General features: G+C 40.7%; 27 protein-coding genes. 17 read left to right on the forward strand and 10 right to left on the reverse strand.

The annotated features are described in order from the left end of the window. Positions 1–313 precede the first annotated feature (313 nt). Both P0G38_RS00925 and P0G38_RS00930 read right to left on the reverse strand, forming a co-directional pair. The gene (locus P0G38_RS00925) at positions 314–2,128 is read right to left on the reverse strand and encodes an alpha/beta fold hydrolase (RefSeq protein ID WP_074536450.1); all 1,815 of its coding nucleotides are present in this window, start codon (positions 2,126–2,128) and stop codon (positions 314–316) included. 56 nt (positions 2,129–2,184) lie between these two features. Continuing rightward, complete coding sequence (locus P0G38_RS00930; RefSeq protein WP_074536451.1) at positions 2,185–2,769, reverse strand: TetR/AcrR family transcriptional regulator; 585 nt, start codon at positions 2,767–2,769, stop codon at positions 2,185–2,187. 175 nt (positions 2,770–2,944) lie between these two features. Here P0G38_RS00930 and P0G38_RS00935 point away from each other — a divergent pair, with 175 nt between their 5' ends. The 6 genes from P0G38_RS00935 to P0G38_RS00960 all read left to right on the forward strand — a co-directional run bounded on the left by P0G38_RS00935 (position 2,945) and on the right by P0G38_RS00960 (position 6,184). Next, positions 2,945–3,193: a hypothetical protein gene (locus tag P0G38_RS00935; RefSeq protein WP_015510558.1), complete on the forward strand. Its 249-nt coding sequence runs from the start codon at positions 2,945–2,947 to the stop codon at positions 3,191–3,193. 135 nt (positions 3,194–3,328) lie between these two features. Beyond that, entirely contained in the window at positions 3,329–3,613 is a 285-nt protein-coding gene (locus P0G38_RS00940; protein WP_275853680.1) for a hypothetical protein, read from the forward strand. A gap of 116 nt (positions 3,614–3,729) precedes the next feature. Next, positions 3,730–4,101, forward strand: coding sequence for a hypothetical protein (locus P0G38_RS00945; protein WP_005230536.1), 372 nt, complete (start codon positions 3,730–3,732; stop codon positions 4,099–4,101). Positions 4,102–4,132: 31 nt separating this feature from the next. Then, positions 4,133–4,390: a hypothetical protein gene (locus P0G38_RS00950; RefSeq protein WP_167823314.1), complete on the forward strand. Its 258-nt coding sequence runs from the start codon at positions 4,133–4,135 to the stop codon at positions 4,388–4,390. Positions 4,391–4,744: 354 nt separating this feature from the next. Then, complete coding sequence (locus P0G38_RS00955) at positions 4,745–5,095, forward strand: winged helix-turn-helix transcriptional regulator (protein WP_015510556.1); 351 nt, start codon at positions 4,745–4,747, stop codon at positions 5,093–5,095. A 144-nt stretch (positions 5,096–5,239) separates the two neighbouring features. Next, on the forward strand, positions 5,240–6,184 hold the full coding sequence (locus P0G38_RS00960; protein WP_275853685.1) for an NADP-dependent oxidoreductase: 945 nt from the start codon (positions 5,240–5,242) through the stop codon (positions 6,182–6,184). Positions 6,185–6,437: 253 nt separating this feature from the next. On the opposite strand, the gene P0G38_RS00965 is transcribed toward P0G38_RS00960, so the two are convergent. Next, positions 6,438–7,304: an aldo/keto reductase gene (locus P0G38_RS00965; protein ID WP_275853687.1), complete on the reverse strand. Its 867-nt coding sequence runs from the start codon at positions 7,302–7,304 to the stop codon at positions 6,438–6,440. A 75-nt stretch (positions 7,305–7,379) separates the two neighbouring features. Beyond that, entirely contained in the window at positions 7,380–7,799 is a 420-nt protein-coding gene (locus tag P0G38_RS00970; protein WP_016608514.1) for a MerR family transcriptional regulator, read from the reverse strand. A gap of 390 nt (positions 7,800–8,189) precedes the next feature. On the opposite strand from P0G38_RS00970, the gene P0G38_RS00975 reads away from it, so the two are divergent. Next, positions 8,190–8,642 (forward strand): GNAT family N-acetyltransferase, encoded by a 453-nt coding sequence (locus tag P0G38_RS00975; protein WP_275853690.1) that lies wholly within the window; start codon positions 8,190–8,192, stop codon positions 8,640–8,642. 611 nt (positions 8,643–9,253) lie between these two features. Here the strand turns inward: P0G38_RS00975 and P0G38_RS00980 are convergent. Further along, a complete protein-coding gene (locus P0G38_RS00980) occupies positions 9,254–9,697 on the reverse strand; it encodes a hypothetical protein (RefSeq protein WP_275853692.1) in 444 nt (147 codons plus the stop codon). A 137-nt stretch (positions 9,698–9,834) separates the two neighbouring features. On the opposite strand from P0G38_RS00980, the gene P0G38_RS00985 reads away from it, so the two are divergent. The 4 genes from P0G38_RS00985 (at position 9,835) to P0G38_RS01000 (ending at position 15,321) form a co-directional block, all read left to right on the forward strand. Then, the gene (locus tag P0G38_RS00985; protein ID WP_015510550.1) at positions 9,835–10,476 is read left to right on the forward strand and encodes a hypothetical protein; all 642 of its coding nucleotides are present in this window, start codon (positions 9,835–9,837) and stop codon (positions 10,474–10,476) included. Between the two features lie 26 nt (positions 10,477–10,502). Further along, on the forward strand, positions 10,503–11,912 hold the full coding sequence (locus tag P0G38_RS00990; protein ID WP_010748933.1) for an amino acid permease: 1,410 nt from the start codon (positions 10,503–10,505) through the stop codon (positions 11,910–11,912). Between the two features lie 29 nt (positions 11,913–11,941). Continuing rightward, positions 11,942–13,336 (forward strand): glutamate decarboxylase, encoded by a 1,395-nt coding sequence (gad, locus tag P0G38_RS00995; RefSeq protein WP_275853695.1) that lies wholly within the window; start codon positions 11,942–11,944, stop codon positions 13,334–13,336. A 536-nt stretch (positions 13,337–13,872) separates the two neighbouring features. After that, on the forward strand, positions 13,873–15,321 hold the full coding sequence (locus P0G38_RS01000) for an AcpB/EbpR/MafR family transcriptional regulator (protein WP_275853697.1): 1,449 nt from the start codon (positions 13,873–13,875) through the stop codon (positions 15,319–15,321). 296 nt (positions 15,322–15,617) lie between these two features. Here the strand turns inward: P0G38_RS01000 and P0G38_RS01005 are convergent, their stop codons facing one another. Then, positions 15,618–16,016: a YxeA family protein gene (locus tag P0G38_RS01005; protein WP_338070813.1), complete on the reverse strand. Its 399-nt coding sequence runs from the start codon at positions 16,014–16,016 to the stop codon at positions 15,618–15,620. A 408-nt stretch (positions 16,017–16,424) separates the two neighbouring features. Beyond that, entirely contained in the window at positions 16,425–17,846 is a 1,422-nt protein-coding gene (locus P0G38_RS01010; RefSeq protein ID WP_275853700.1) for a cryptochrome/photolyase family protein, read from the reverse strand. A gap of 350 nt (positions 17,847–18,196) precedes the next feature. Between P0G38_RS01010 and cls the strand changes: the two genes are divergently transcribed. Continuing rightward, a complete protein-coding gene (gene cls, locus P0G38_RS01015; protein ID WP_008380266.1) occupies positions 18,197–19,726 on the forward strand; it encodes a cardiolipin synthase in 1,530 nt (509 codons plus the stop codon). 61 nt (positions 19,727–19,787) lie between these two features. Here cls and P0G38_RS01020 read toward each other — a convergent pair whose 3' ends face one another. Beyond that, a complete protein-coding gene (locus tag P0G38_RS01020; protein WP_008380264.1) occupies positions 19,788–20,261 on the reverse strand; it encodes a DUF3955 domain-containing protein in 474 nt (157 codons plus the stop codon). Positions 20,262–20,685: 424 nt separating this feature from the next. Between P0G38_RS01020 and P0G38_RS01025 the strand changes: the two genes are divergently transcribed. The 5 genes from P0G38_RS01025 to P0G38_RS01045 all read left to right on the forward strand — a co-directional run bounded on the left by P0G38_RS01025 (position 20,686) and on the right by P0G38_RS01045 (position 24,858). Beyond that, positions 20,686–21,000 carry a rhodanese-like domain-containing protein gene (locus P0G38_RS01025; RefSeq protein WP_008380263.1) on the forward strand — a complete coding sequence of 105 codons (315 nt, stop codon included), beginning with the start codon at positions 20,686–20,688 and terminating at the stop codon, positions 20,998–21,000. A gap of 2 nt (positions 21,001–21,002) precedes the next feature. Next, positions 21,003–22,661, forward strand: a complete 1,659-nt coding sequence (locus tag P0G38_RS01030) for an FAD-dependent oxidoreductase (RefSeq protein ID WP_275853705.1) — start codon at positions 21,003–21,005, stop codon at positions 22,659–22,661. Beyond that, entirely contained in the window at positions 22,654–22,953 is a 300-nt protein-coding gene (locus P0G38_RS01035; protein ID WP_275853707.1) for a rhodanese-like domain-containing protein, read from the forward strand. The genes P0G38_RS01030 and P0G38_RS01035 overlap by 8 nt, the downstream gene beginning before the upstream one ends. Then, complete coding sequence (locus tag P0G38_RS01040) at positions 22,950–23,210, forward strand: metal-sensitive transcriptional regulator (RefSeq protein WP_005230585.1); 261 nt, start codon at positions 22,950–22,952, stop codon at positions 23,208–23,210. Before P0G38_RS01035 ends, P0G38_RS01040 begins: the two co-directional genes overlap by 4 nt. A gap of 331 nt (positions 23,211–23,541) precedes the next feature. Further along, complete coding sequence (locus P0G38_RS01045) at positions 23,542–24,858, forward strand: MATE family efflux transporter (RefSeq protein ID WP_275853712.1); 1,317 nt, start codon at positions 23,542–23,544, stop codon at positions 24,856–24,858. Between the two features lie 69 nt (positions 24,859–24,927). On the opposite strand, the gene P0G38_RS01050 is transcribed toward P0G38_RS01045, so the two are convergent. Then, positions 24,928–25,134 carry a hypothetical protein gene (locus P0G38_RS01050; RefSeq protein WP_005230591.1) on the reverse strand — a complete coding sequence of 69 codons (207 nt, stop codon included), beginning with the start codon at positions 25,132–25,134 and terminating at the stop codon, positions 24,928–24,930. A gap of 367 nt (positions 25,135–25,501) precedes the next feature. Further along, complete coding sequence (locus tag P0G38_RS01055) at positions 25,502–26,242, reverse strand: SDR family oxidoreductase (protein WP_008380252.1); 741 nt, start codon at positions 26,240–26,242, stop codon at positions 25,502–25,504. Between the last annotated feature and the right edge of the window lie 126 nt (positions 26,243–26,368).

The following is a 26,368-nucleotide window of genomic DNA, read 5'->3' on the forward strand; positions in this document are numbered from 1 at the left end:
CTTTTTAGCAAAATATCAATTTTGACTCCGATTCTATTTTCATCAAAAATAGTATAGTAGGCTCCTGATAGAATCGTTTCTTCTGGAAAGCTAACAATTGGAATCTGGATACCCGTGCCGCCAGGAGAGCTATGGATAGATTTTTAATGGAAATTTATTTCACAGAGAATCATATCTTCTTACATGAAGGATGGTAAGAAGGTACTGACACCATTCTCATCAAAGAGAGGGTCACCTTTCAATTACTAATTATACTAAGTAGGAATTTTCGTAAGTAGATTAGCGTTCTTGAGAAAATTATATCTCCCTAAAATCAACCTTTGATCAACTCTACCAGCACATCAGCTGTTTCTTGCGGATGGCTGATTGGAAAATGATGACCCAATGGCAGATCGACTATTTTAGTCGTTTCTCTTGGCGGTAAATAGCTTTTATCCTCGGTTCCCCATACGATTGGAATCGAAGGATCTATTCTTTGGTGAAGGGACATTTCTTTTAACAACCAATTTAGTTGAAGTGTTGTGTTGACTATCCGTGAAGAACGAGCACTCTTCTTCACTCTTTTTAAATATTCACTAGAAGAGGCTGCTTCGTCTATCAGCAGTCCTTTTTTTGTGAAATAGGCGAGTAATTGTCGTTCAGAGGCATGTCTTAAAGCTAGTTTACTGAGCCATGTTGCAGGGACCGAATCGGTTTTATGAATAGGTGGTTGTAAAAGAATCAGTTGATCGTTCTCTGAAAAGAAGCGCTGTTCAGCGGCTGTTAATAACAAGGCGGCACCAAAAGAATGGCCGATAAAGACAGAGCCGTCAGGCAGGATATTCTTTAGTGAGCGTATCAACTCAAGATATGGTGTCACCAGCTGTTGCTTTTTAATAAACGGAGATCTTCCGAATCCTGGTAAGTCTGCAATGATAATTTTTCTACCTGTTTGTTTATTCAATGCTAGTCCCAGTTGAAAGAGATCGGTGCCATCGCTAAATAAGCCATGCAAAAGCACGAGAGGAGTAGCAGAGCCCTCCAATTGATAGACCGTCGCTTCGTTGACAGCTATGCGTGTGTAGGGTGTTAGGCTTTCTTCCCCATAGGTCAAGCGAAAATCAATGTCAGCTACTGCTAATGGGATGTTTGATGCTGCTATTTTTTTTATCAGTTCCGATTCAAAATCGCGTTTTGTCAGCCGATTGTCAAACGTTCTATTGGTTAAAAAGTTTAAACTACTTTCAGGAATACCCGTTAATTTGCTTCCGCCAGCTGCCATAACGAACTTGAGTAAACCAAAAGGAACAGTCAGCCGAGGTTTGTTTCGATTAAGACTTTCAGAAATCAGCCCCATCAGTTGAACGATCTCTTTGTCGGCGTGTTTATCGGCAACAAGGGGATACGTCATTTCGTCTTTTGTCTCATTGAATATGGTTTTGACAATAAATTGAGCGAGTACATTTTTATTGATCAACGGTAGTCGATAGTCACTTCCTCCGGGGATAACAGGTAAGGCTCCACTTCGGATTATTTTTATAAATAAGCCAAAGCCTTCGAGTTGTTCGGTGCTGCCTGTTTGCTCATCACCGATGACGGTTGGCGGATTGATTACTGCTAAAGGAATATGGTGCTTTTTCGCTTCTTGTCGAATATAAATATCAGATAAAAACTTCATCTGCTCATAGGGCGGGGTTCCAAGTAACGCTGGATGCACCTCTTTGAACACATCCGTCGTTTCCCAGACAGAAGCATCATCCGTGAATGGGCTCATGTACCCAGCTACGTGGATGATCTTTTTCAATTTGTTTCTCTTGTTGATTTCTGTTGCAAGGGTCATGAGGTTTTTGCTGCCTTCTAAAAAGGAGTTCTTCGCGGCTGCTTCTGATAAAGTGATATCCATCGGACCGCCGCAGTGAAGAATCATGTTGCAGTGCATTGCTCGTTCGTGGTCGATCGCATTTAGGCCTAAGTTCTCTTTTGTTAAATCGCCTGTTACCAATGCTATTTTTTCAAGGGCTAGTGCTTGTAATGGTCTTGCTTTCGCTGGATTTCTGACAAGTAATGTTAAAAAAACATCTTCCCTTGCGAGTTGTTTGACGACTTCTTTGCCAATAAACCCAGTTGCCCCGATAATTAAAATATTCATTATTTTCTCCTTTTTTAGAACTATTTAGTCCTAATTTTTATATAAAAAAATTACTCTTAAACGAGTAATTTAAATAAATTTTTGGCTGTAGTAGTGAGATACTGACTCTCTTTTTTTACTTCTGCTAAAAAAAGTGCCCCTTCAAGGTTGTTCACAAAAATCTCCGCCGTTTCTTTGACGTTGATGTCTTCACGAAATGCTTTAGTATTTATTCCTTCTTGAATCAATCCTTCGCAGATACGCGTTAAATAATCAAAAAAATGATTGATTTTTTCTTGGACCTGCCGATCATTTTTCGGCGCTTGCATAATGAAAGTAATGAAGGGACAGCTGCCTTGATAGTCCCGCTCTTCAATTTCTTCAGCCAAACTTTCTAGAAAGGTCAGTATTTTTTCTTCCAAAGTTAGATTGGTCTGTTTCAAAATGTCTGCTAGTTTTTCTCGGTATATAGTGATCCAAAAATCAATCACTGCTAGTAATAATTCCTCCTTACTTGAGAAGTGGTAATAGACATTTGATTTTGACACACCGCTTTGCTGCACGACCTCATCCATACTGGTATACGTGTAGCCGACTTTGAGAAAAAGGCTGGCGGCTGTTTCGATCACTCGGTTTTTATTTGAACGTTTATAATTTGTCATAATAGAACTATATAGTACTAATTGAGTCTTGTCAATTTTTTGTTTACCGATTGATTCATTTTCTTTTTATTGTTGTAAAATAAATGTTAAAAAATAATTTAAGGTTCTTTTTTAATGGTTGATATGTATAATAAGAACATACAGTAAGAAAGTGTATGTTGAAAAGAGGACCCTTATGAAAAAATTTGCAATTGGCTGTTTTGGGATCAGCCTTTTTATGACGATCGTTGGCCTTTTTTTACAGACGATTTTGATCCCTATTCAAGATTTTGACACAATCAGCAAAGAAGAACTTAAGAATATCCAACTTGATCTTGCTATTAATTATCCATTAGGAACTGGTATGCTCTATGTCGGGCTTCCTTTGTTAGTATGCTCGAGTGGTTATTTGGTTTTTTGTTATTTTAGAGATAGGAAGAACTGAAGCTTATCTTGAAAAAAATGCTTAAGAGGAACGCAATATAATATGATGTATGTTTGTATTTAAATGAAAAGGTAACTATTGTTTGTTTGGATCTGTAATGTTTGAGGAAATACTAACTAATTAAGGAAGTGCTTTATGAAAATAAATGATGTTTTGCATAGACGCCAGTATACGATTAATTTATCTTCTAATACTCCACCGCTTGATTTAGCTTCTTTAAGAAATATGGGGGTCTGGAGTAATCCAAAAGAGAAACATTATATATTGACTTTGACACACAATGACGATCCCATTAACGATTCTTCTATGTTTGAGAAAATTTTTAAGGAGCATACTGGATTACAGTCAAAAGATTTTATATATGAAGCAAAACATGGACCGATGACCCTACAACGTGCTGTTGATTCGACTTGGTTTTGAAAATATAGAGTTTTTTGAATAGATGCAATAGCACAATGCATGAAATCATGGTATTGAGATTATTTTGAAGGAATTGAAAATAATGAATTTTTTTAGGGAAGCAGGTCTGAATAGCTATGAACAATCACGAAAAGAATCGAAAACAACATTCAATTAGCAATCTATCTAGTAATTCCTTTAACGTAATGAATACAAAATCTGATCCTTCACAAACTGGATCACCAATACCTTTTCAAAATGGCGACTTTTCATCAGTTGATCGAAACATTCATTCTTCAAAAACAGTCGCTGAAATGCTTTGTTTCTATTTAGCAGGTAGTATTATTGCGGCAATTGGGTGTTATTTGTATATTAAGCTGCCCTTATTTGCTAATTTACTGGAGAATACGATTTTATCTTTTGCTATTACTTTTGGGATTATCATCCTAAGCTTTGTTTTGTCTCATTTTATAACGAAAGTACTTACTGCTCATATCAGAAATAAATGACCAATATGAAATGAATTGTGAGGATAAATAGATGTATTCAAATTACCAGAAGCTGCCGCACTATTTAAAAAAGTGGTATGCATTATTTTATATTTTACCATTGATGCTTCTCTTATTTGTTAATGCCCTGACAGCTTGGTTATCTTTTCCCATAAACATAGGATTTCTATTGATTCTTTATGGAGTAAGTTGTTTGATTGCTACCAAGGCGTCTCAAGGTAAAAAAGAATGGTTTGTTCTAGATGGCATCACTTTTGGGATTGCCTTGATCACTCTTTCTATCATTTAATTGAAATAAAGGGGTAGCCTTTGATGCAGAGATAATAGTGGAGAACCGATTATTGCGCATGTCGTCTCTTCTTTCGTTGTGCTGGCAGCAGCCATCTTGATCTAAAAATTACTGTGCAGTGGCTGCCTATAAGCATAAAGGAATTGAGGATAGCTTGGCTGTACGCTTAGAAGCTCTAAAATTAGGTTGATTGAAGCTGATTTGAGAGTTCAGATAAGCGTTACGGGCTTGCTATTTTTTGCAGTCGTTATATACTGATGTCTATACTTCATGTTTTCGTATGTCGTCATCATTTCGGTAGTATTGCTGATATGAAAGACCGCAGCAAAAGTGAGCGAATAGGAGGAAGTAATGATGCAGCAAACAGAAGAAACTGAATTATTTGTAGAATGCCCAGTGGCTAGCGTCCAGAAGGTCGTACGCGGCAAGTGGTCCATGGTCATCTTATCCTTTTTACGGCACAAAACGCTTCGTTTCGGTGCGCTTAGTCGTAAAATGCCCATGGTGACCCAAGCAAATTTGACAAAGGAATTGCGCATGCTTGAAAGCTATGGCCTCATTCATCGTGAAGTCTATCCGCAAGTGCCGCCAAAAGTTGAATACTCACTGACCGAAATGGGGCATAAATTCATGCCAGTTTTGGATGCATTAGAAACATTTGCTTCTACCTATGAGTCAGAAAACGAAAAAGTAGTCAATCCTTGAAGCGTTCAAGGATTTTTTTTGTGCCTGAAATCCGTATGATTACACAAATCTATTGAAAACGATAGTACCTATCAAAAAATATGGTACTTTTTATTATTGAGGTAACAGGTCATAATGAAATCATCTTAAGAAAGAAGGTTTTTTATGAAAAAAATGATACTGAATCAATATGGCTCTGTAGATGTTATGCAAATGGTTGAAGCTGCTAACCCTGAGCCAGCTGCTAAACAAATGGTGATCAAAACCGCAGCGATCGGCGTGAATGATCCTGATATTGTTATTCGTGCGAATGGACCATTTCCAACGATGCCAAAAGAATTGAAACCTGTGCTTCCACACTCTTTGGGACAAGACTTTTCTGGTATCGTAACAGCTGTCGGAGATGATGTGACCCGCTTTTCAGTAGGTGATCATGTGGTTGGGATGGCGTTTATGAGTACATATTCTGAATACATTTTGTTAGACGAGTCAGCAGTTGTTGCTGCTGTACCGAAGGAGCTGGACTTGGTGCCGTTAGGTGGATTTTTCCTTGGCGTGGCCACAGCCTACGGTGCAACCATTCGTGATGGTCAAGCAAAAGCTGGACAAAAAGTACTGATTCATGGCGGTGCTGGCGGTGTCGGGTCTAAAGCTGTTCAGCTGGCAAAACATGCCGGGGCGTATGTCATAGCAACAGGCAGCGCTAAGCAAGCTGACTATATGAAGGAGTTAGGGGCAGATGAAACGATCGATTATCAAACAGAAGATTTCACAAAATTGGTTTCTGATGTCGATTTAGTGGTCAACTTGACTGGTCCTAAAACATTGGAGAACAGTTATCAAGTAATCAAAAAAGGTGGACGCGTCACTTCTGTTAATGCGCCAATCAACCAAGAAGAAACGGAGCGTAGAGGAATTACTGGTATGTATTCTATGGGGTTCATGACTGTTGAAGAGCTGGAAAAATTCATTGATCTTTATGCGCAAGGAAAACTTGATGTCCTTGTAGACAAGACATATCCCTTTGAATTAGAAGCAATCAAGCAAGCTCACCTTGATTTCCAAGCAGGCGGAAATACTGGCAAAAAGATCATTGTCTTTGATAAATAGGGAGTAGTAAATAGAAATCGTACAATAGAGATTTTAAGAGCGAGCGTAACAGAACGCTGTCCGTTGTTTAGCTACAAGCACAGTGCTCCAGAGCAATTTGTTTAATCGATGGATTCTTCATTTACTTGATCAAGGCAGAATTTCCAAAAATTTTGTAAGAATTACCATGAAAAGAGACAAGATACAACTCAGTAAGAACCAATACAAGTCCGCCTCCTTTTGCAAGGGGAGCGGACTTATATTGTTTTTCCTATTAGTTTTCAGTATCTAACATCCGGTTCATAAACCATTCCACTTGTTGGGGGGCATCGTGGTCAAAGAATGCGGACTCTTTTTTATCTAAAGAGGCTATTTTTTCAATGTCTTCCTGGGAAAGCTCAAAGTCAAAAATAGCAATGTTTTCAGCCATCCGTTCTGGACGAACTGTTTTTGCTAAAGCGACGATCCCTCTTTGCATCAACCAGCGAAGAACAACTTGGCCAACCGTTTTGCCATATTGCTTGCCAATTTCTGCTAATGTCGGATTGGTAAATAGATCATGGCGTCCTTCTGCAAAAGGTGCCCAAGCTTCAACTTGGACGTCATATTTTTCATGCCATTCCTGATCTTCCACTCGTTGATTCCAAGGGTTCACTTCGATTTGATTGATTTGAGGTTTCACCTCATTCAAGCCGACAAACTCGATCATCTTAGCTGATTTGAAATTTGAAACGCCAATTGCACGTAATTTCCCTGTTTTTTGAGCAGCAACCATTGAGCGCCAAGCACCATAAATATCTCCATATGGTTGGTGAATAAGGTAAAGATCAAGATAATTTAATCCCATTGTTTCAAGCGAATGTTCAATCGTTTCTTTAGCTTTATCTTCGGAAGCTTGGAGAATAAATAATTTAGAGGTAACAAAAAGTTCTTCTCGAGTGACTAGACCTTCAGTGATGGCGCGCTTGATTCCCTCGCCTGTTTCTTTTTCATTTCCATAAATAGAAGCAGTGTCGATCAGGCGATACCCAGCTTTGATTGCTTGGTAAACAGCCTCAGCTGTTTCTTCCAAAGGAATTTGATAAACGCCAAATCCTAGTTGCGGCATGGTGACACCATTATTGAGTGTGATTGTTTGCATAGTGTTTCCTCCTCTAATTTTCATTACATGTTCTATCCTAAACCTTGGAGTTAAGTCCATAGCAAATAAAAGATGTTATTTCTTTCGTTCCCATAATTTTTCCACTTTATCAGGAGTCATATTTCCTGCTTTGAATTTTGCGATATGCTCATCATACGTTTCTATCTTATAAATAAGCAGGTCTCGTACTTCCTGCATTTCTGCTAACTTTTTCTCTAATTCTTCGAGTTGATCGGCTAAAATCTGTTTTTGGGCTTTTTCGACATTTTGACTTTCACGTACTTGTGCCAATTGAGCAAATTCAATTAACGATTCGATGGACAATCCTGCATTTCGTAAATGTTTTGCTAGATAGATCCAGTTTAGATCATTCGTTGTGTACACCCGATAGCCACTCTCATTGCGTTGGACAGGTGGAATCACACCGACTCGTTCATAATAGCGCAATGTGTCTACGCTCAAATCAAACATTTCCGCTGCTTTTTTTATATTCATCGTTGGTTCTCCTTATCTTTTTTTATAAGTAATCATAAACCCTAAAGTGGACTCTAGGGCAAGTGGTTTAAAATTATTTATTTAAAAGAATATATTTTGTTCGTTATGGCGACTATTCGGGAAGAAAAAGCTACAAGCATTTTTATTTCAACAGAATGATTTGAGCAATCATCAGTATTGAAAGCTCCTTTTTTAGTGTGTTTCAAAGCAAGTCATACTCTCTTAGAATTGATTATTTCGTTATCTATATGAGCGAGGCATTTTTTATCCATAGATTTTAAATAAATCCATCTCATGTTATGATGATGATGAAAATTCTTAACTTGGATCAAGGAAACAGCGATTCTTGTTATGAAAAACGAAAATAAGCTAATGAGAGTGTGACTATCCATGAATATAAAAGAAGTAAGTAGTATGAATCAAAAGTTAGAGCAACAATTAATTGAAGTTTGGGAGAGTTCTGTTAAGGCGACGCACACCTTTTTGTCAGAGTCTGAAATCCAAGCCATTAAGCAATACATTCCAGAGGCATTGCATCATGTGCCGCATTTGATTGTCGTAGAAAGTGAGCAAGGAGAGCCAGCTGGCTTCATGGGGATCTCGGATCGAAATCTTGAAATGCTGTTTATAGCAAATGAACAAAGAGGCAAGGGCCTAGGAAAGAAACTCTTGGCATACGGGATGGAAAACTATTTTGTAAATGAATTGGGAGTAAATGAACAGAATCCTCAGGCGAAAGGATTTTATGAGCATATGGGATTTGAGGTATACAAAAGAAGCGAGTTAGACGAACAAGGAAATCCTTATCCGATTCTTTATATGAAGAAAGTTGATAAAAAGTAGCTGTTTTTTTATTTCTTTATTTTTGAGGATTGCTTGGCTGTATGCCTAGAAGATCTAAAATTAGGTTGATTGAAGACGATTTTAGAAACAAGATAAGCGTCACAAGCTTTTTATTTTCAGCAGTCGTTATATACGACTGTCTATCATTCATCATTTTATAGGTCGTCATCATTTAGATTACGCTGGTAATGTGAAAGGCTGCTACCCAATCAAGTCAGCTTCATTTGCAATGCCTCCAAGAAACTTTCCGATTTGAATAAAAAGCTCACCCCAAGCAGCCCCCGAAAAATAGTTTCGGAGGCTGCTTTTGGTTTGGGGGGCTTAGCTTGCTAAGCAATGATTGATCACTAAAAAATGATCAAAACAGAATAGGCAATTTTTTGTTTTCAATCAAAAAATGTTGATCGTTTTATCAAGCAGAGGATGGCACAAGTAAGTGGAAAGTAGGTAGTGGCTATTTTTTGTGTTCAGGATGGGGAAGTAGATTTGTCTAGGATACACGTGAGGATAAACGTTTGAGGATCATTTGTTTTTGACTTACCTATGTGCCATCACTGCGGAAACCCTGTGGATGAAGGCGTCGTGTACGACACCAGATACTCGGATGAGAACTAAGGACGGTTGATTGCCCGTGCCTGACACGCTTTTTCTAACCGCAAATTCGTAGGAGCTGAAGAGCTGCAACGCTGAGTAAGTTGGCTGCCCCGTGCGGTTTTTGGTGTTTTTTGAACCCTACAAGCTGCTATTGCTCCTCGTCTATTCGTCGCAAGCTTGGAAGGCTTTCTCAGAAAATGCCCGTCAGCTGTCAGCACGTTGTCTTTTGCATCAGGAAGCATCAGCGTTCCAACAAACCTTGGTGACCCAGAAGGCACCCACTCATTTTTGGCAACTTTTATCCGAGAAATCGTTGCGCTAGAAGTATGTCCGTCCGTACTTTCCAGAAAAAAGGCAGCTGAAAGTGGGCGGATACCCAACAAAAAGGCGGTTATGACGACCACAAGCGCTCTCAAAAAACTCAGTCCTTTCTTTTCAATGGTAATTGTTCTTATCTGCACTTCATGATAGCACCGAAACGCGAAGTATTTTTCGCGTTTTTTTGTTTTTAAAATAAAAAATTAGATATTCGCTTTTTTTAGATAAATGGTATACCTGAGATGGAATAAAAATAATAAAAGAAAGGACAGGATTTACAATGAAAAAAACATCATTAGTTGCAGGTTTCGTTTTAGGTGTAGGCGTTTTGTTCACTCTAGGTGCGTGCTCAACAGTGGAAGAGTCAGGGGAAGTGGTCTCTGGGTCAGGAACCGAAACGTTGATCAGTGATTCTTCAGATGAGGTGATCGTGGGAAGTGAAAAATTGAGTGATGATGGGTATTTTGAAGAAATCGTAACCAAGGGAATCGATCCGAAAGTCAAAGATGTTGTTTGGTATGAAACGAATTATGAAAATGCTGGTTGGGATCACATTCGCTTTTTAGTGAACCATGTAAAAATTGTGAATGTAGAAGCGTTCAAACACAAAGACAAAGAATACAAAACATTGCTTTCACTGAAATACCAATTGTTTAATGAAGATTCGAAAGACAAAAAAATCAAACCTGACAAAGCATATTTGGTGTTGAATGATGGCAAGAAAATTGAAGCGGAAGTATTTGTGGACTATTTAGATGATGAAATTTTGACCCATGACAAACACAAAGATGGCTTTATTCACTTTAAAGTAGCGCAAGAACAAAGTTTGCCAGCGATCAAAGCAATCGAAATTGAATTTAAAGCAGATGGTGATCTGACACATACGTACCATATTGATCTTTCTTCCGCTGCTGAAAAATAGTATCTAACGATAGGAGGTTGAAAAAAATGGATACTAGCAAGAAAAAACTATCATTGTTGAGTTTTTTTGCGATAACTGCTTCAATGGTGATGACGGTATATGAGTATCCAACCTTTGCGACATCGAAGATGAATCTAGTTTTTTATCTACTCGTCGGCGGTTTCCTCTGGTTTATCCCTGTAGCCCTTTGCTCTGCGGAGATGGCTACTGTAAAAGGATGGGAAAAAGGGGGACTCTATACCTGGGTCTCGAAAACATTAGGGAGAAAATGGGGCTTTGCTGCCATTTTCTTCCAATGGTTCCAAATCACGGTAGGCTTTATTACGATGATTTACTTTATTGTCGGGGCGCTTTCCTATGCCCTAAATTGGCCGGCTCTTAATACCAATGTTTGGCTGAAGCTGATTGCCACTTTAGTGATCTTTTGGTTGATTACGATCTCACAATTTGGCGGAACAAAAAATACCGCGAAGATTGCCAAAGTAGGGTTCTTTGTGGGGATCGTCGCAACTGGGATCATACTTTTTATCCTAGGAATTGTCTACATTGCTCAAGGAAATCCCATCAAAGTTTCCTTTGGCTCAGGCGCTTGGATTCCTGATTTTACGAAAATCAATACGCTGGTCGTTTTTGTGTCCTTTATTTTGGCCTATGCAGGGGTTGAATCTTCTGCCAGTCACGTAAAAGACATGGACAATCCTGGAAAGAATTATCCGAAAGCCATTTTGATTTTAGTCGTAGCGACGATTCTTTTGGATACGTTAGGTGGGGCAACGGTGGCTGCCACGATTCCCCAAAATCAATTGTCTCTTGATACTGGTGTGATTCAAGCCTATTCTTATTTGATCCATCATTTTGGCGGCGGGGAATGGCTGGTACGTTTGATTGCCGTGGTCATCTGTTTAGGTGTCATTGCAGAAATTGCTGCTTGGGTAGTCGGCCCATCGACGGCGATGCTTGAAGCAGCTGAAAATGGCTTGCTGCCAAAACAAATGGCCAAAGTCAATCAACACAATGTCCCAATCAATATCGTTTTGGTGCAAGGCATCATTGTTTCTATTTGGGCGGTTGTCTTGACATTAGGCGGCGGGGGCGCCAATCTATCCTTCTTCGTTGCGATGGCGTTGACGGTCTGCATCTATCTGGTTGCTTATGTTCTCTTGTTTCTTTCGTATATTAAGTTAGTCAAAGAAAAAGACGACTTAACAAGAACGTATCATATTCCTGGTGGGAAAAATGTGAAAATTGGTGTTGCGATGGTTGGTTTGCTTGTTTCTATTTTTTCTTTCTTTATTTCCTTCTTTCCACCGAGCGATATTGGATCGGGAAAAGGCGGAACCTATTTGGCCATCTTGATCATCAGCTGGCTGATAATTGTCGTGATACCGTTTGTCATCTATAAATACGTAGGTGAAAAAGCAAGCGATAAAAAATAAAAAGCACAACCTATGAGGAGGAGAGCTGCATGTTATTTAGTAAAAAAAATCGAAAAGAAGCCCAATATTTGGAACCTATCTATGGGAATGAGGCAATGGATCGGGCGATCCCTATGTACAAATTACCAAAAGAGTCTTTGGTACCGCGGGATGCCTATGAACTAGTCAAAGATCAATTGATCGATGAAGGGGTCTCAAGACAAAATTTGGCGACGTTTTGTCAAACCTACATGGAACCAGAAGCAGTCAAAATCATGAGTGAAACCCTTGATAAAAACGCCATTGATAAAACCGAGTACCCACGGACAGCAGAAATTGAAAACCGCTGTGTTAACATGATCGCTGATTTATGGCATGCACCAGAAGCGTCTGATTTTATCGGTACGTCAACAGTAGGCTCAAGTGAAGCGTGTATGCTAGGTGGATTGGCCTTGAAATTTGCTTGGCGCAATCGGGCAAAAAAACTTGGCTTAGATATCAATAAACAAAAACCAAACTTAGTGATTTCTTCTGCCTATCAAGTCGTTTGGGAAAAGTTCTGTGTCTACTGGGACATTGAAATGCGGACGATCCCTATCGATGAAGAACATGGCAGCATCAATGTCGAAAAGGTCACGGACTATTTAGATGAATATACGATCGGGGTCGTCGGTATCTTAGGGATCACTTACACTGGACGATACGATGATATCAAAGCACTAGATAAGAAATTAGAGGAATACAACAAACAAACCGACTACAAAGTCTACATCCACGTGGATGCGGCTAGTGGTGGATTGTACACGCCATTTATGGAACCAGAACTTGAATGGGATTTCCGTTTGAAAAACGTTCGTTCCATCAGTACGTCTGGACATAAATATGGGTTAGTCTATCCTGGTATCGGTTGGGTGCTTTGGAAAGAAAAAGATTTCCTTCCAGAAGAATTGGTCTTCAAAGTAAGTTATCTTGGCGGTGAAATGCCAACGATGGCCATCAACTTTTCAAGAAGTGCCAGCCAAATCATCGGACAATATTACACCTTTATCCGCAATGGGTTTGAAGGCTACCGCTTGATCCACAAAAAGACCAGTGATGTTGCCCAATATTTGGCAAAAGAGATTGAAAACATGGGCTACTTCGATATTTATAATGATGGGTCACGGTTGCCGATCGTCTGCTACAAATTAAAAGAAGATGCCGACATTTCTTGGAATCTGTATGATTTGACGGATGAATTTGCCATGAAAGGCTGGCAAGTCCCTACCTATCCATTACCTGATAATCTATCACATATCAATATCCAACGCTTTGTCTGCCGGGCAGATTTAAGTATGCAAATGGCAATGGATCTGGTGCAAGACATGAAAGAAGGAATTGAGCGCTTGAACAAGCGACCAAGCCGTCATGTTTCATCCGACCAAACCTATGGCTTTTCACATTAAGAAACGGTATCGCTAGAAACCCGTTCATTGCTTTTTTCAATGAATAAAAAGTCCCTTTATGAAACGTTTTTTGCAATTCTGAATGAACAATGGTTTATAGAAAAATCAAAGGCGGTTGCATCGACTGCCTTTGATTTTTTTGCTTATAAGAACGGGTAAGTACTTGATAGGGTCATTTTTTAAGAGAAAGTAAAAAAATGGCGCTTGATAATTTCATTTATTGACATTTCTAGCTTGTGATAGTATTAATTATTATGGTCTAAATATATTTTTTTAGAGAAGCATGTTTTACATAAACAAAAAGAAAATCCGAGAACATTGTCGCGAGAAAATTCTGAGGAAAGTTCGTCTGGCGTGGCGCATTTTTGTTCGTTCGTTTTGGTTTGTTTGGGGAGTAAGTGAAGGAAAAGTATGTGTAGAAAGGGCATGTTTTTACTGCATTTGTTTGTTTCATAGGAATGTACTGCTATCTTTTTCTGTAAATTGGTTGTAACTATTCGAAAAGAATAAGGATTTACACAGGAGGAAAAACAGTCATGTATAAAGAAGACTTACTGGATAAAGACTTGAAATTGGAGTATATCTTGCTCAAATTCTTGTATTTATCGACGGGTCATATCAAAAAAAGTGATGCGTGTCGGGAATTAGAGATTACGATGCCAACCTTGACGAAACTATCAGAAAATCTTCAGCAACAACTAAAAAATGAGAAGGTCTCTTTTGCAATCAACCGTTATACCCTTGATCTGCAAGTAAACGACAGCGTCTCATTGGATGATTTGACCGACACGTTATTGAAAAAATCTGTAAAATATCAAATTATCCATTATTTGTTTCAACATGCAGGCTATGATGCTTTCGTATTAGCCGATGAATTAAAAATAAGCGTCGGGACACTGAATCGTGTGATCGCAGAGTGCAATCAGCTGCTGCAGCATTTTGAATTAAAGATAAAGAACAAAAAGCTAGCGGGAACGATGACGCAACGCATTTATTTTTACTATAATTTTTTAAAAATGGGGGAAACAGCGATCGATTCTGTTTTGATCGATGACCTGGTGGCGGAGCTAGCGAAAAAAATAACCCTCTCGATTGCGCAACAAAAGCAGTTGAAGATCTGGCTATTTGTGATCATGAAAAAAGTCACGCCTCACACAACCTTGGGAAGCTTAAGTCCGGAGGAACAAATCAAAATCAATCGCTGCCAAGAAATGCCGATTTGTCGCTTTATTCGACAGGCCTATGTGTCGAAAAAAAGCATCTGTTCAGTAGACGAAACCAAGATCGTCCCCTTCTTTATCTGTCTTTTTCTCGTTACGGTAGGAGGAATTCCTTACGAGGAGCTTCGCTTAGGGTTGTATACCAATAAAAATCCTGTTTTTGAGATTACCGATGAAGTCATGGCAGCGATCCAGTCCATTTATTGTCTTGAAGCCTCGCATACGACGATCGATATTAAAGCCAGTGTCTTCTCCTTGATCGCACAAGTCTATTACTTTCATGGGGTAAATTACTCCATTGACAGAGTCACCTTGAATTATTACCACAAGCTGTTTCACAATTCCTTGCGAGATCAAGTGATTACAGACATCCTACAACACATTATTGCACCAACCAACTTGTTTACGCCCACGAAACTCAACTACCTCAAGAAACGTCTGGTCTTTTTAATCTATCTGTTATCACCGAAAGAGGAATATCGAGTACGGATCGGGGTCCTAAATATGGGCTCCAGTCTTTTGGCAGATGCTTCCATTTACTTGTTAAAAAATGAACTAAAAGGGAAACAAAATGTGACTATTTCTCCTTACAACAATGAGGAAGAATACGATTTGCTGATTTCAAACGCCCGTGTCCCTCAACTTGGCAACAATTATGGTCAATTTTATCAAGTGACTGCCATCGGTGCCGATTTAGATGTCAATCAGGTTTCTGCGATTGTCGATCAAATTGCTTATTCTAAGTACCATTCTTTTGTGGTGTGAGCCATTACTTGTTAGTTAAAAAGCAGTGAGTCAACGGATAGGTGATTCGCTGCTTTTTCAATTATCTGCGAAGGATGAGAAGGAAAAGGAGCTTGAATTGCTCTTATCATTGATGACAGAATAAGAATAGGGATCAGTCAAGCAGCTTTCTGCTAGATAAATGTGCCCAATATCCTTGTATAACGTATCGCAACAGAGCAGAAGACATCAAGCGTGAAAATAATAGAAGGGATTCAAAATGCTGATTTTGGAAGGATGTAAAAAAAGACCCACATAGAGATGTGAGTCTGCAATCATTAGTTCTGATTTTCTAATTTCTCTAGAACCTTTTTGGGAATTTCGTCTTTTTCAACGCCATTCGGGCCTTTTATTGTACGCTTTTCACTGATCACCGCTTTTACATAAGAATTTGGTGTTAAGGGTTTTGCGTTATCTTCTGATAATGAAACCTCAAGGGTTTGGGTACTGCCATCTTCTTTTACAAAGTTTAACGTGTAATCGTAAGAATACCAAGGCGACTGGTCGCCGATGCCGCTTTTACTTTCATGTTCTACCTTAGGGGGAATCTCAGATGGGACATACGCGTAAGCTGTTTGTCCTGAGTAAGTGGATTGATAATATTCATAGCCTTTGTATCCGGCAAACCCTAAAAGTACGACTAAGACGAATCCGATTATTTTTTTCATATAAACCATCCTTATCCTCAAATATGGAGCTATTATAACAGAATGGTTCTATAGATGACCTTTCATCAGACGAACAGTTTTGCAAGGAGAAACGTTACTAGCCAGTCTAGAAAAAGCCGGGAACGCCGCTAATAAAGGATCCTATCTATAAATCATCAGGGTGTTTTTGCTTAGAGCGCTAGAAATAAGGGGAAAAACAGACGGCAAGACCTTAATTAAAAAACGCAGTAAGTGACATGTTTCTTTTTTGTATGCCCAGTAGTAGACTGTTTGATAAGACGTGTCGCTTTTTTTCACTATAGAAAGGTGAAAAAGGGCGCACCAGTTTCATAAAAAACCAGCAAAGGCGCTCCGTAAGAGGACCGTCTTTGCTGGTTTTTTTACAGAAAATGCTTGAGAGCAGTCCATGGCAGCTTTTTATGGTTCGATTTTACTATACAAATCGAGGGCTCTTTTCCTGGCTTCGTTATGGTCGACTATAGGCAACGGATAGTCGGTGCCTAAAACTACCTTTAGGTCGGCTTGTTCTTCGTCAGTCATCAGGTAAGGTTCGTGGATGAATTTTAGCGGCAACTGGGCGAGTTCGGGAACAAATTGTTTGATAAACGTCCCCTCTTGGTCGAATTTTTTCCCCTGAGTGATGGGGTTGAAAATTCGAAAGTAAGGAACCGCATCGGTGCCAGTCGAAGCTGCCCACTGCCAGCCACCGATATTGCTGGCAGTGTCGTAGTCGATCAATTGTCGAGCAAAATAGGCTTCTCCTTGTCGCCAATCGATCAGTAAATCTTTGGTTAGAAAGGAAGCGACGATCATCCGTAGACGGTTATGCATCCAACCGGTTTGATTCAGCTGCCGCATCGCGGCATCAATGATCGGATAGCCGGTTTGCCCTGCTTGCCATTTGGTTAGCTCCTCTTCATTCTTTCGCCAATCCATGTTTCGATATTTCTCAATGAGTTCATAGTTTTTTTGTTCAGGATGGCTGAAGTAGATCATATGATAAAAATCTCGCCAAGCCAGTTCTTTTAAAAAGGTCGCTTTGCCAGTGCTGGATGGCATTCCTTGGCAAGCGGCCCAAACCTTCCGAATGGAGATTTGTCCAAAAGACAAGAAAGGGGACAGGCGGCTGGTTCCTTTGATCGAAGGGATATCACGGTCTTTTTCATAGGCGGCCAAACGCTTTTGCACAAATGCCTGCAATTGTTTATGCGCATAGTCTTCCCCAACGATCGTTGAAAAATCGGTCTTTCTATTTTCTAGCAGCTTAGCAAGCAGCGCTGTCCCTGCTTTGAAGTGAGGGGCATCATCAAAATGAACGGCTTTTTCAAAATCGAGGGCCTGCTTTTGATACACCGGTTTGGGCAATTGAATCCATTTCTTATAGTAGGGGGTAAATTTTTTGTAGTACGTCCCATCCTCTTTGGTGACTTCTGTTGGTTGATGCAGATGATGATCTTCAAAAGAATGGACAGTGACGCCTTTTTTCTCGACCAATTCTTTTATGTAGAGATCACGTTTACGACCAAATCCACGGTTATCAAAGTTGAAGTAAAGCTGGCTCCATTCTGGATAGCAAGCGAACAATTGATCAAAGGCTTCTGTCAAAGTCCCTGTCAATAGGTGGATCGTCAGATTTTGCTTTTTGGCAGCCTCGATAAAGTGAGCAACTGCGCTAAAAAAGTAATCATGGCTCGGCGCCTTGGGGAGAAACTGCTTGTCATTGAGATGAAATACACACAACAAATGGTCGTTTTCTTGAAGAGACGCAAGCGCCTCAGTCAGTGCCGTGTTGTCCTCTAAGCGTAGATCCTTTCTAAACCACATCACATGAATTGCCATACAAACCTCCCTGATAGTATAACCGTGCAAAAAACGATCGGATTTCGTTTATAGTAATGGAAAGATGGGATTTATTCAAATTTGGCGATTGCGTAAAGAAAATTGCTGTTGCAACAAGTCGAGGGACTTATAGGGTTTTCTTTAGTTGGCGCGCCGATTTGAATAGGCGCTTGTCATTTACCGTTTCGTTTCTGCAAATCGTCTCTTCTTAATAAATAATAGGTAAAAAATGAGTAGTAGGGGATGAAATGAGTTACATTTGCGTAACGAGAACGTATATAATCATAGTATATAGTGAGGCTTTTTGCTTTAGCGTTTATTAATAAGCGCATATTTGGATGGGGTGAAGGATGATCAAAAACAAATTACAGCAATATAAAATTTTAACGATTTTACTGATACTTGTGACGGTTGGATTAATTCTCTTTTTAAATCAGATGATTTATGCTTGGCAGGCCATTGAAATTTTGGCGATTCTTCTTTGTGGCTACTTAGTGGTTTTTGATCAAAGGGATGGAACTTCGAAGATTGCTTGGATCTTAGCTTTATTGTTTTTACCGATTGTAGGAGTCATGTTGTATTATTTAATTGGTCGTGAACCTCGGTTAAGGAAATTGCCCAAACAGCAGATACAAAATGAACGGGAAGTACAGCGAACGGTTTCGGCTATTCTGCAAGAACATTCAGAGATCATTCATGGAAAACATGATCTCTCCACTGAGATTTTTCATCTTTCGGGCAAGTATCCCACAACTAATAATCATCTGACTGTATTAAACGAAGGCGCTGAGGCGTTCGCTTCTTTGCTGGAAGATATCAAGAAAGCCAAGCATCATGTGCATGTGTTTTTTTATATCGTTAAAGGGGATGAAACAGGGGAGGAGCTGACAAATGTTCTGGTCGAAAAGGCCAAACAAGGGGTGGAAGTTCGGTTTATGTATGATAGCGTGGGGTCGATCGCCTTTCCTAATCAATTATTATTATTGATGCGAAAGAATGGGGTAGAGGTGCGCACGTATGATTTGTTGAACTCGCCTTGGCTAAGTAATAAAGCGAACTGGCGCAATCACCGTAAAATGGTCGTTATTGATGGTGAGGTTGCACATACAGGAGGCATGAATATTGGAAATGAATATAGTGGGCGAGGCAGTAAGTTTTCTTATTGGCGAGACACAAACATCCGGATAGAAGGACCTGCTGTTCTAGAAGTACAAGAATGCTTTATTTATGATTGGCTCTTTCTTGATGAAACGGAAGAAACGGTCACTCATTTTTTGACACAGACAGCTACGTATTTTCCGTTGAAGACCGACGTTCAAAGCGGTTCGGAAATCGTTCAGGTAATCTACGGCGGACCCTATGATAGCGAGCGAATCATTAAGGATTCCTTTAATGACCTCATTGGAAAGGCAACGGATTCGATTAAGATCGCAATGCCTTACTTTATTCCTGATGAAGAAAGTTTAGGTGCGCTTAGAAGAGCAGCACGGTGTGGGATCAACGTACAATTGATTGTGCCGGGAAAAGGGGATCGAGGAATTTCTTTTCATGGCACGAATTCGTTTATTGATGAATTATTATCTGCCGGCGTCGAAGTCTACACCTATGATGAGACTGCTTTTATTCACTGTAAATATATGATCGTCGATGAGTTTGCTGCAACGATCGGGTCAACAAATTTTGATATTCGTAGTTTTTACCTTAACCATGAGTTATCTATGTTCATCTATGGGCCGTCGAAAATAATCACAGAGTTAAATCAGCAATTTATGGAAGACTTAGCTCATGCAAAATTAGTAGAAAAAGAAGAATGGCAAGCCAGAAGCCTTTTGACGAAAACAAAAGAAAAAATCAGTGGCTTGTTTGTTCCGATTCTTTGAAGGAAGATAGTGAACAGAGAAAAAAACTCGATTCCATCATCTGGAATCGAGTTTTTTCGCGTCATTTTCTTCTAGCAGCTCGAAAATAATTGATCCCGGTTCCCGCAAATACTACGAAACTAGCCAATAGGAACAAAAATCCTACGGGGACTAGATAGAAATTTTCATGTAAAATGCCGGATTGATCGATGTATTCCACGGAGCTTGCTTTGATGAAGAAGCAGGCAAAGCCGAATAGTAGTAAAAATGTTCCGATCAAGGTCGTGATCAAATTGAGTTTGGCGCGTCGGGTCTCGCTGCCGTCTTTGATTAGTTTTTCAGTGATCTTGTTCACTTGAGTTCCTCCTAAAATCAATTCATCAAGCGAGAGTTGAAAAATCGTGGCGATGGCAATCAACATTTCTAAATCTGGTAGATTGCGATTGTTTTCCCAGTTCGAAACGGCTTGTCTCGTCACGTGTAGTTGAGTGGCAAATTGTTCTTGGGTCAAGTTATTTCTTGTGCGTACTTCTTTGATTTTTTCGCCAAATTCCATCTTTTTTTCCTTTCGCTGATGTGACTTAAGCATAGTCGAAACCCGCGTTGTTTCCAAGAAAGCAGGGCTTGCTTCTTGATAAATCAAGGGAAAGTGGTGCTTGCGTCGTTTTTTATCTGCTGTTTTTTTGAGAGGAGCATCGTTTTCATTCTGAGGTCGTGAAAAACGTCTGTGACAAAGTGACCTTGAAGCATGTTATTTTTACTGCATATCATTTTGTTTATTATAGCACTGAGGCTAAGGGGAAGGAAATATGTGGCTCGTTTTTTCTCTTGCTTGATTGGTACATGTCCGATACATGACAGTTTATCGAGTGGGGAGCAACGCAACAGCAAGTTTCTTTTCTTAAAGAAAATCACTTAGTTGACAAAAAGAGAAACATCTTGTTTAATATACCCCGAGGGGTATAAGAAAGGAGCAAGAAATGTTTTCATTATTTAAACGCATACCAAGTATGTCAACAGCAGATTTACAAAAAGAAGGAGCCAAAGAATGGACGGTTCTGGATGTTCGCACGCCGGCGGAGTACCGTAGCGGGCACATTGCCTACGCCAAAAATGTACCGTTAAACAAGATTGCGGGCTTCACTCAAAAAGGTGACAAGAAACTGGCAGTCATTTGCCAATCAGGGATGCGAAGCAAACAAGCAGCCAAAATCCTAAATAAAAAGGGGTTTGATGTTGTCAATGTTCGCGGTGGCATGAATCAATGGCGGGGAACAACCAAAGGAGGAAAGTAACGATGGAAAAAATAGTTATTGTCGGTGGGGTAGCAGGAGGAATGTCTGCAGCAACGCGCTTACGTCGGCTTAAAGAAGTAGCGGAGATCATTATTTTTGAAAAAGGTCCTTTTGTCTCTTTTGCGAATTGTGGACTGCCGTATGCCATTTCTGGTGAGATCGAAGAGCGAGACGCCTTATTGGTCCAAACACCTGAGGCATTAAAAAAACGGTTTAACCTAGATGTGCGGCCTCTTCATGAAGTGCTGGCGATCGATCCGCAGGAGAAAACGGTGACGGTCAAACATGGCGAACAGGTCTTCACGGAATCTTATGATGCGTTGATTTTATCACCGGGGGCAAAACCGCTAGTACCAGCGATCAAAGGGCTAGAAGAAGCAACCAACGCCTTTTCTTTGCGCAATGTTCCTGATTTAGACCAAATCATGGCACATCTTGAAGACAAAAAGCCTCAAAAAGCGACGATCATTGGCGCTGGGTTTATTGGTTTAGAAGTCGCTGAAAATTTACATAAAAAAGGCCTACAAGTAACGATCGTGGAAAAAGCACCCCACGTATTGCCACCTTTGGATGAAGAAATGGCGGCGTATGTCAAAAATGAATTGATCAAGCAAGGGGTCAATGTTTTGACCTCGCAGTCAGCGACCGCTTTTGAAAAAGCAGGGCAAGAAATCGTTCTAGAGGATGGAACGGTTCTGGCTTCAGATATCACGATTCTTTCGGTGGGTGTCCAACCAGAAACGGATTTGGCAAAACGTGCCGGTATCCAATTAGGACACCGGGGGGGTATCCTGGTAGATGAGCAATACCAAACCAGCAAGAAAGATATTTACGCGGTGGGAGATGCCATCGTTGTGAAACAACAAATCACTAACGAAGACACGCTGATCTCCTTGGCGTCACCAGCCAATCGCCAAGGTCGGCAAGTTGCTGATGTGTTGGGTGGACTGGCTCGCAAAAACAAAGGCAGTATCGGGACTGCGATCGTGCGCGTATTCGATCTTGCCGCAGCTTCCACAGGGTTGAGTGAGCGCAGCGCCAAACTGGCAGGGCTAAATCCCCAGGTGGTTCATCTGTCAGGCAAAGACCATGCAGGGTATTATCCTGATGCGACGGATATTTATTTGAAACTGATTTTTGATGCGGATACTGGAAAAATCTACGGTGCGCAAGGCATCGGTGCCAAAGGAGTCGATAAACGGATCGATATTTTGGCAACAGCGATCAAAGGCGGTTTAACGATCTTTGACTTGCCTGAACTGGAATTCACCTATGCACCGCCTTTTGGCTCAGCTAAAGATCCAGTGAATATGCTTGGCTATGCAGCGATCAATCTGGCGGAAGGAATCAGTGAGAATATTCAGTGGCACGAATTGACGGATGCCTTAGAAAACGGTAAGCAGTTGTTGGATGTTCGTTCAGAGATGGAATTAGCCAATAATGGGCGTTTTCAACAGGCGCTCCACATTCCGTTGGATGAATTGAGAGATCGGTTGTCTGAATTGGATCCAAGCGTTTCGTATGTCGTTACGTGTCATAGCGGATTGAGAAGCTACATTGCCGAACGCATCTTAAAACAAGCGGGCATCAATTGTCAAAACCTCGATGGTGCCTTTTCGTTGTATAATACTATTAAGCCGGAGATGATTATTCATGATTAAAGCCATATCTATGGAGGAATTTACCCAAAAAGAAAAACGTGAGGCGCTTGAGATCCTTGATGTCAGAGAAGTTGATGAGTTTGCACAAGGACACATCAAAACAGCACAAAACCTACCGTTGAGCGAGCTTACGGAACAAATCAGCAACTTAGAGAAGGATAAAAACTACTATGTCATCTGTCATTCAGGGGCTCGTTCGCAAATGGCATCTGAGTTTTTGAGCCAGCAGGGGTTTCAAGTGACCAATGTCCTCGGCGGCATGTCAGCATGGAGAGGAGAAATCAAACGATGACCGCATGCAACAAAGATATTTTGAATCGGTTAAAACGAACCGAAGGCCAGTTGCGGGGGATTCAAAAAATGATCGAAGACGAGAAAGAATGCGTCGATGTCATCACGCAATTGTCCGCCGTCAGTTCCAGTGTTAACCGTATTATGGGGATCATTGTCGCTGAAAATTTGAAAAATTGTTTGGAAAATCCAGACAGCGACACGGAAACCCAAAAGCAGAAAATCGATCAAGCCGTCCAGCTGATCGTGAAGAAGTAGCGGGATTTTTGAAAGGTTTGTCGCGTTTTTTATCATCCCATGGAAAAGGTTCAGAAGAGCAGCATGTTCTTCTGAACCTTTTTACTCTTCATCAGCGATTGCTTGTCGACGCCAATAGAGGAAATAAGCGGAGATTGTCGGTATGTTTTGTTTTTTAATTACGAAGGAATATACACCGAGAAGGCTGTATGGTTAAATGGAGGGAGAAACGGCAAAACGCCCGAGGGGTCGTTGCGTATTTATAGCGACCAACGATCGCTTTTCTTGTGATTAAAATCACAATAAGCGAGTGGGTGTGGCGCAGTTATGGCGAAGGAGAGAGGAGAGTTTCTTGAACAAAAAAATACAGTCTTTTACATTACCCTTGATTGCTTCCAATTTGTTTCAAATCATTATTGCGCAAGTTTCATTAGCGATTATTTCAAGAAGATCCACGGAAGCATTGGCGGCGATTGCACTGATCGACGGGTTTCTCTATGCTTTTGCGGGTATCTTAGGTGCGATTGGGCTGGCTTTTAATATTTATGGCGCAAAGGCAGTCGGACAAAGAGAAGAGACGCAGTTAAATGATTATCTGTCCTCGGTTCTTTTTCTAGTAGTCGCGATCGGCGTGAGCTTTTTCCTGATTTTCCTGCTTTTTGGACGCGACATTTTGCAGGTTGTCTACGGATTTAGTGGGGAGCTGCTAAGGACCGCAACATTGTATCTTGCAATTATGTCTCCCTATATTTTACTTACGTTAGTCACGTTTGTTTTTACTAGCCTTTTAAAAATTGAAAAGAAAACGAACTACATCCTCGGTGTTTCCATTATTAGTGCGTTGGTACAGGTGTTGCTTAGCTATCTATTGATCAACGGCAATCTCGGTTTTCCCGCAATGGGGGTCTTAGGCAGTGGCATCGCAAATATGCTTGCGACTTTGTGCTTGCTGGGGATTTATGGGGTTCTTTTAAGAGAGAGTCTAGCAAGGGGGCTGAAACAAAGACCACGGAAACGTGCCTTTTTATTGAAAAAATCGGTTCCCTTAATGATTCAGGAATGCTTTGAGGGTTTAATCTTTATTATTGCTTTTGAAGCTTTCATCTCACGATTGGGTGTCAGTACGCTGGCCGCCTATGCGATCGGCAGCCAAGGATTGATGATCGCACGTTTGCCTGCTTTGATGTATGGCAACGCAGTGACCGTCTTTGCGAGTGAGGCGAATGGTCAGAACAATCGTCAGAAGATTTTAGCAGTGGGGAAAAGTGCCTTCGTTTCTTCTTTCGTGGCTTATGTCGGAATTGCCAGTCTGATCTGGCTCTTTCGTCCTGCTTTTTTTCAGTTGTTTACTACAGATATCGCTGTTTTAGACCTGTTGCCAGCTATTTTGCCAATCATGCTGGGGATAATGCTCGTCAGTCCGTTATATGAAATCACAAAATACTTATTACAAAGTTTGGAGTGCAGTCGCATGGTTTGTCTGTTGACAGGATGCGTCAACAGTCTGGTTTTAATGGGAATCACAGGCTTTTGGAGCAGTGGGCAGCTGAACTTTTTCTTCCTCTACTGTCTATACGGTTTGAATTTCCTGATTCTCGGCAGTTTCTTTGCAGGGCTGTTTTATTGGACGATCAAGCAGCGTGATCCTCAAGGCAAAGGACGCCTTTGAGGGGGATAGAAAAAAGCGAAGGTGCTGCTGATCCTTCGCTTTTTCGTCGCCTACAATTGGACAGGGGGATTAATTGTGGCTGACTTCTTCGTAAAAAATGGCGTTGCGTTCTGCAATCAGTTGGGTTTCCCTTCGCTCTAATTCAAGAAAGGTTTCGTCTGCCAGCAATTCGGCAGCAGAGTAGCCGGCAGCCAAGAAATTTTCGGCATAGGTCAATTTTTGATTCGTAATGTTTCTTCGTTGCTCGGCAATAATGAGTAGCTGTTTTACATTCATATACACACTCCATTCTTTTATAAAAAGCAAGTACTAAGAAGAGGACAGCTAAGGCAGTACTTGCAAGTCAACGGTGAAGGTAGGGCTGCGCGCTTGCTTGGCTATTCATCGTTCATGAGGAGAACGTCCGGTTTGTTTCTGATTGGTCGTTTTTATACGGAAGCTTTGTACTAAGTATAAAAAAATTTCCCCCGAAGTAACAGAACCTAGTCGTTTACATAAAGCAACCATTGGTTTACATCCCTCGGACAATTGGGTGTTACAAGAAAATCAAGTAATTTTTCCAAGAAAACGGTGGGATTTGACGACAAAAAAACCTGCGACCAGCTTGAAGCGGTCGCAGGTTTCTTAGATTAGTAGAAATAGCTTAGACGGTTTGTTTTGCTGGGCGCAGCAAGACTTCGCTGATCGCCACATGTTTGGGCTGTTGAATGGCATAAACCACTGCATTTGCTACATCTTCTGGCGTTAGGCTGTTGCCTTCTACGCGAGAGGTTTCTTTCAAGGCTGCTTCTAGTTGAGCATTGCCGACGGTTTCAAACAATTCCGTGGAGACCATTCCTGGAGAGACGATGGTAGAGCGAATGCCATGTTCACGTTCTTCTTGGCGCAAGCCTTCCATGATTGCACGAACTGCAAACTTTGTCCCGTTGTACACGGCAGAACCTGGGTAAATGACATGTCCGGCAACTGAGTCAGTGGCGATGATCAAACCGTCTTGCTGTTTTTGCATGATGGGCAGCACAGCGCCGATCCCGTTTAATACCCCCATGATATTGATATCCAGCATTTTTTGCCAGCTGTCATAGTTCAACTCTGCCAAGTTTCCTTGAGGCATGATGCCAGCATTATTAAAAAGGACATCAATCCGACCAAAGGAGGTCATGGCTAAATCAATGACTTGCTGGACTTGTTCGCGATTGGTGACATCAGCTGTTTGATACAAGACATTTTCTCCTAATTTTTCAGCCAGTGCTTTGATGCGCTCTTCACGGCGGGCAGCGATCACTACTTTTGCCCCTTGTTCGGCTAGTTTAACGGCGGTTGCTTCCCCAATTCCTGAAGATGCTCCCATAATTACGATAACTTTTTCTTTGATTTCTGTCATTTGTATTTCCTCCAGTGAATGATTTTTTCATCGAATCCTGCTGCTGCCAATGGCGAACCTATGAGACGATAGGTGATTGACAGTACAGTGCTTGCGGTGTATTTTAATTGTAGAACCTGAAGTTAG

The organism is Enterococcus casseliflavus (genome assembly GCF_029215545.1).
Classification (GTDB): Bacteria; Bacillota; Bacilli; order Lactobacillales; family Enterococcaceae; genus Enterococcus_D; species Enterococcus_D casseliflavus.

Excerpts from the sequence above, each read along its gene's own strand:
- P0G38_RS01005 (WP_338070813.1), bottom strand. The coding sequence starts at position 16,016 with ATGGTTTATATGAAAAAAATAATCGGATTCGTCTTAGTCGTACTTTTA.
- cls (WP_008380266.1), top strand. The coding sequence starts at position 18,197 with ATGATCAAAAACAAATTACAGCAATATAAAATTTTAACGATTTTACTG.
- P0G38_RS00960 (WP_275853685.1), top strand. The coding sequence starts at position 5,240 with ATGAAAAAAATGATACTGAATCAATATGGCTCTGTAGATGTTATGCAA.
- P0G38_RS00990 (WP_010748933.1), top strand. The coding sequence starts at position 10,503 with ATGGATACTAGCAAGAAAAAACTATCATTGTTGAGTTTTTTTGCGATA.
- P0G38_RS00950 (WP_167823314.1), top strand. The coding sequence starts at position 4,133 with ATGTATTCAAATTACCAGAAGCTGCCGCACTATTTAAAAAAGTGGTAT.
- P0G38_RS00965 (WP_275853687.1), bottom strand. The coding sequence starts at position 7,304 with ATGCAAACAATCACACTCAATAATGGTGTCACCATGCCGCAACTAGGA.
- P0G38_RS01000 (WP_275853697.1), top strand. The coding sequence starts at position 13,873 with ATGTATAAAGAAGACTTACTGGATAAAGACTTGAAATTGGAGTATATC.
- P0G38_RS01055 (WP_008380252.1), bottom strand. The coding sequence starts at position 26,242 with ATGACAGAAATCAAAGAAAAAGTTATCGTAATTATGGGAGCATCTTCA.
- P0G38_RS01010 (WP_275853700.1), bottom strand. The coding sequence starts at position 17,846 with ATGGCAATTCATGTGATGTGGTTTAGAAAGGATCTACGCTTAGAGGAC.
- P0G38_RS01030 (WP_275853705.1), top strand. The coding sequence starts at position 21,003 with ATGGAAAAAATAGTTATTGTCGGTGGGGTAGCAGGAGGAATGTCTGCA.
- P0G38_RS00925 (WP_074536450.1), bottom strand. The coding sequence starts at position 2,128 with ATGAATATTTTAATTATCGGGGCAACTGGGTTTATTGGCAAAGAAGTC.
- P0G38_RS00930 (WP_074536451.1), bottom strand. The coding sequence starts at position 2,769 with ATGACAAATTATAAACGTTCAAATAAAAACCGAGTGATCGAAACAGCC.
- P0G38_RS00985 (WP_015510550.1), top strand. The coding sequence starts at position 9,835 with ATGAAAAAAACATCATTAGTTGCAGGTTTCGTTTTAGGTGTAGGCGTT.
- gad (WP_275853695.1), top strand. The coding sequence starts at position 11,942 with ATGTTATTTAGTAAAAAAAATCGAAAAGAAGCCCAATATTTGGAACCT.
- P0G38_RS00970 (WP_016608514.1), bottom strand. The coding sequence starts at position 7,799 with ATGAATATAAAAAAAGCAGCGGAAATGTTTGATTTGAGCGTAGACACA.
- P0G38_RS00940 (WP_275853680.1), top strand. The coding sequence starts at position 3,329 with ATGAAAATAAATGATGTTTTGCATAGACGCCAGTATACGATTAATTTA.
- P0G38_RS01040 (WP_005230585.1), top strand. The coding sequence starts at position 22,950 with ATGACCGCATGCAACAAAGATATTTTGAATCGGTTAAAACGAACCGAA.
- P0G38_RS01025 (WP_008380263.1), top strand. The coding sequence starts at position 20,686 with ATGTTTTCATTATTTAAACGCATACCAAGTATGTCAACAGCAGATTTA.
- P0G38_RS00975 (WP_275853690.1), top strand. The coding sequence starts at position 8,190 with ATGAATATAAAAGAAGTAAGTAGTATGAATCAAAAGTTAGAGCAACAA.
- P0G38_RS00935 (WP_015510558.1), top strand. The coding sequence starts at position 2,945 with ATGAAAAAATTTGCAATTGGCTGTTTTGGGATCAGCCTTTTTATGACG.
- P0G38_RS00955 (WP_015510556.1), top strand. The coding sequence starts at position 4,745 with ATGCAGCAAACAGAAGAAACTGAATTATTTGTAGAATGCCCAGTGGCT.
- P0G38_RS01050 (WP_005230591.1), bottom strand. The coding sequence starts at position 25,134 with ATGAATGTAAAACAGCTACTCATTATTGCCGAGCAACGAAGAAACATT.
- P0G38_RS01020 (WP_008380264.1), bottom strand. The coding sequence starts at position 20,261 with ATGGAATTTGGCGAAAAAATCAAAGAAGTACGCACAAGAAATAACTTG.
- P0G38_RS01035 (WP_275853707.1), top strand. The coding sequence starts at position 22,654 with ATGATTAAAGCCATATCTATGGAGGAATTTACCCAAAAAGAAAAACGT.
- P0G38_RS00945 (WP_005230536.1), top strand. The coding sequence starts at position 3,730 with ATGAACAATCACGAAAAGAATCGAAAACAACATTCAATTAGCAATCTA.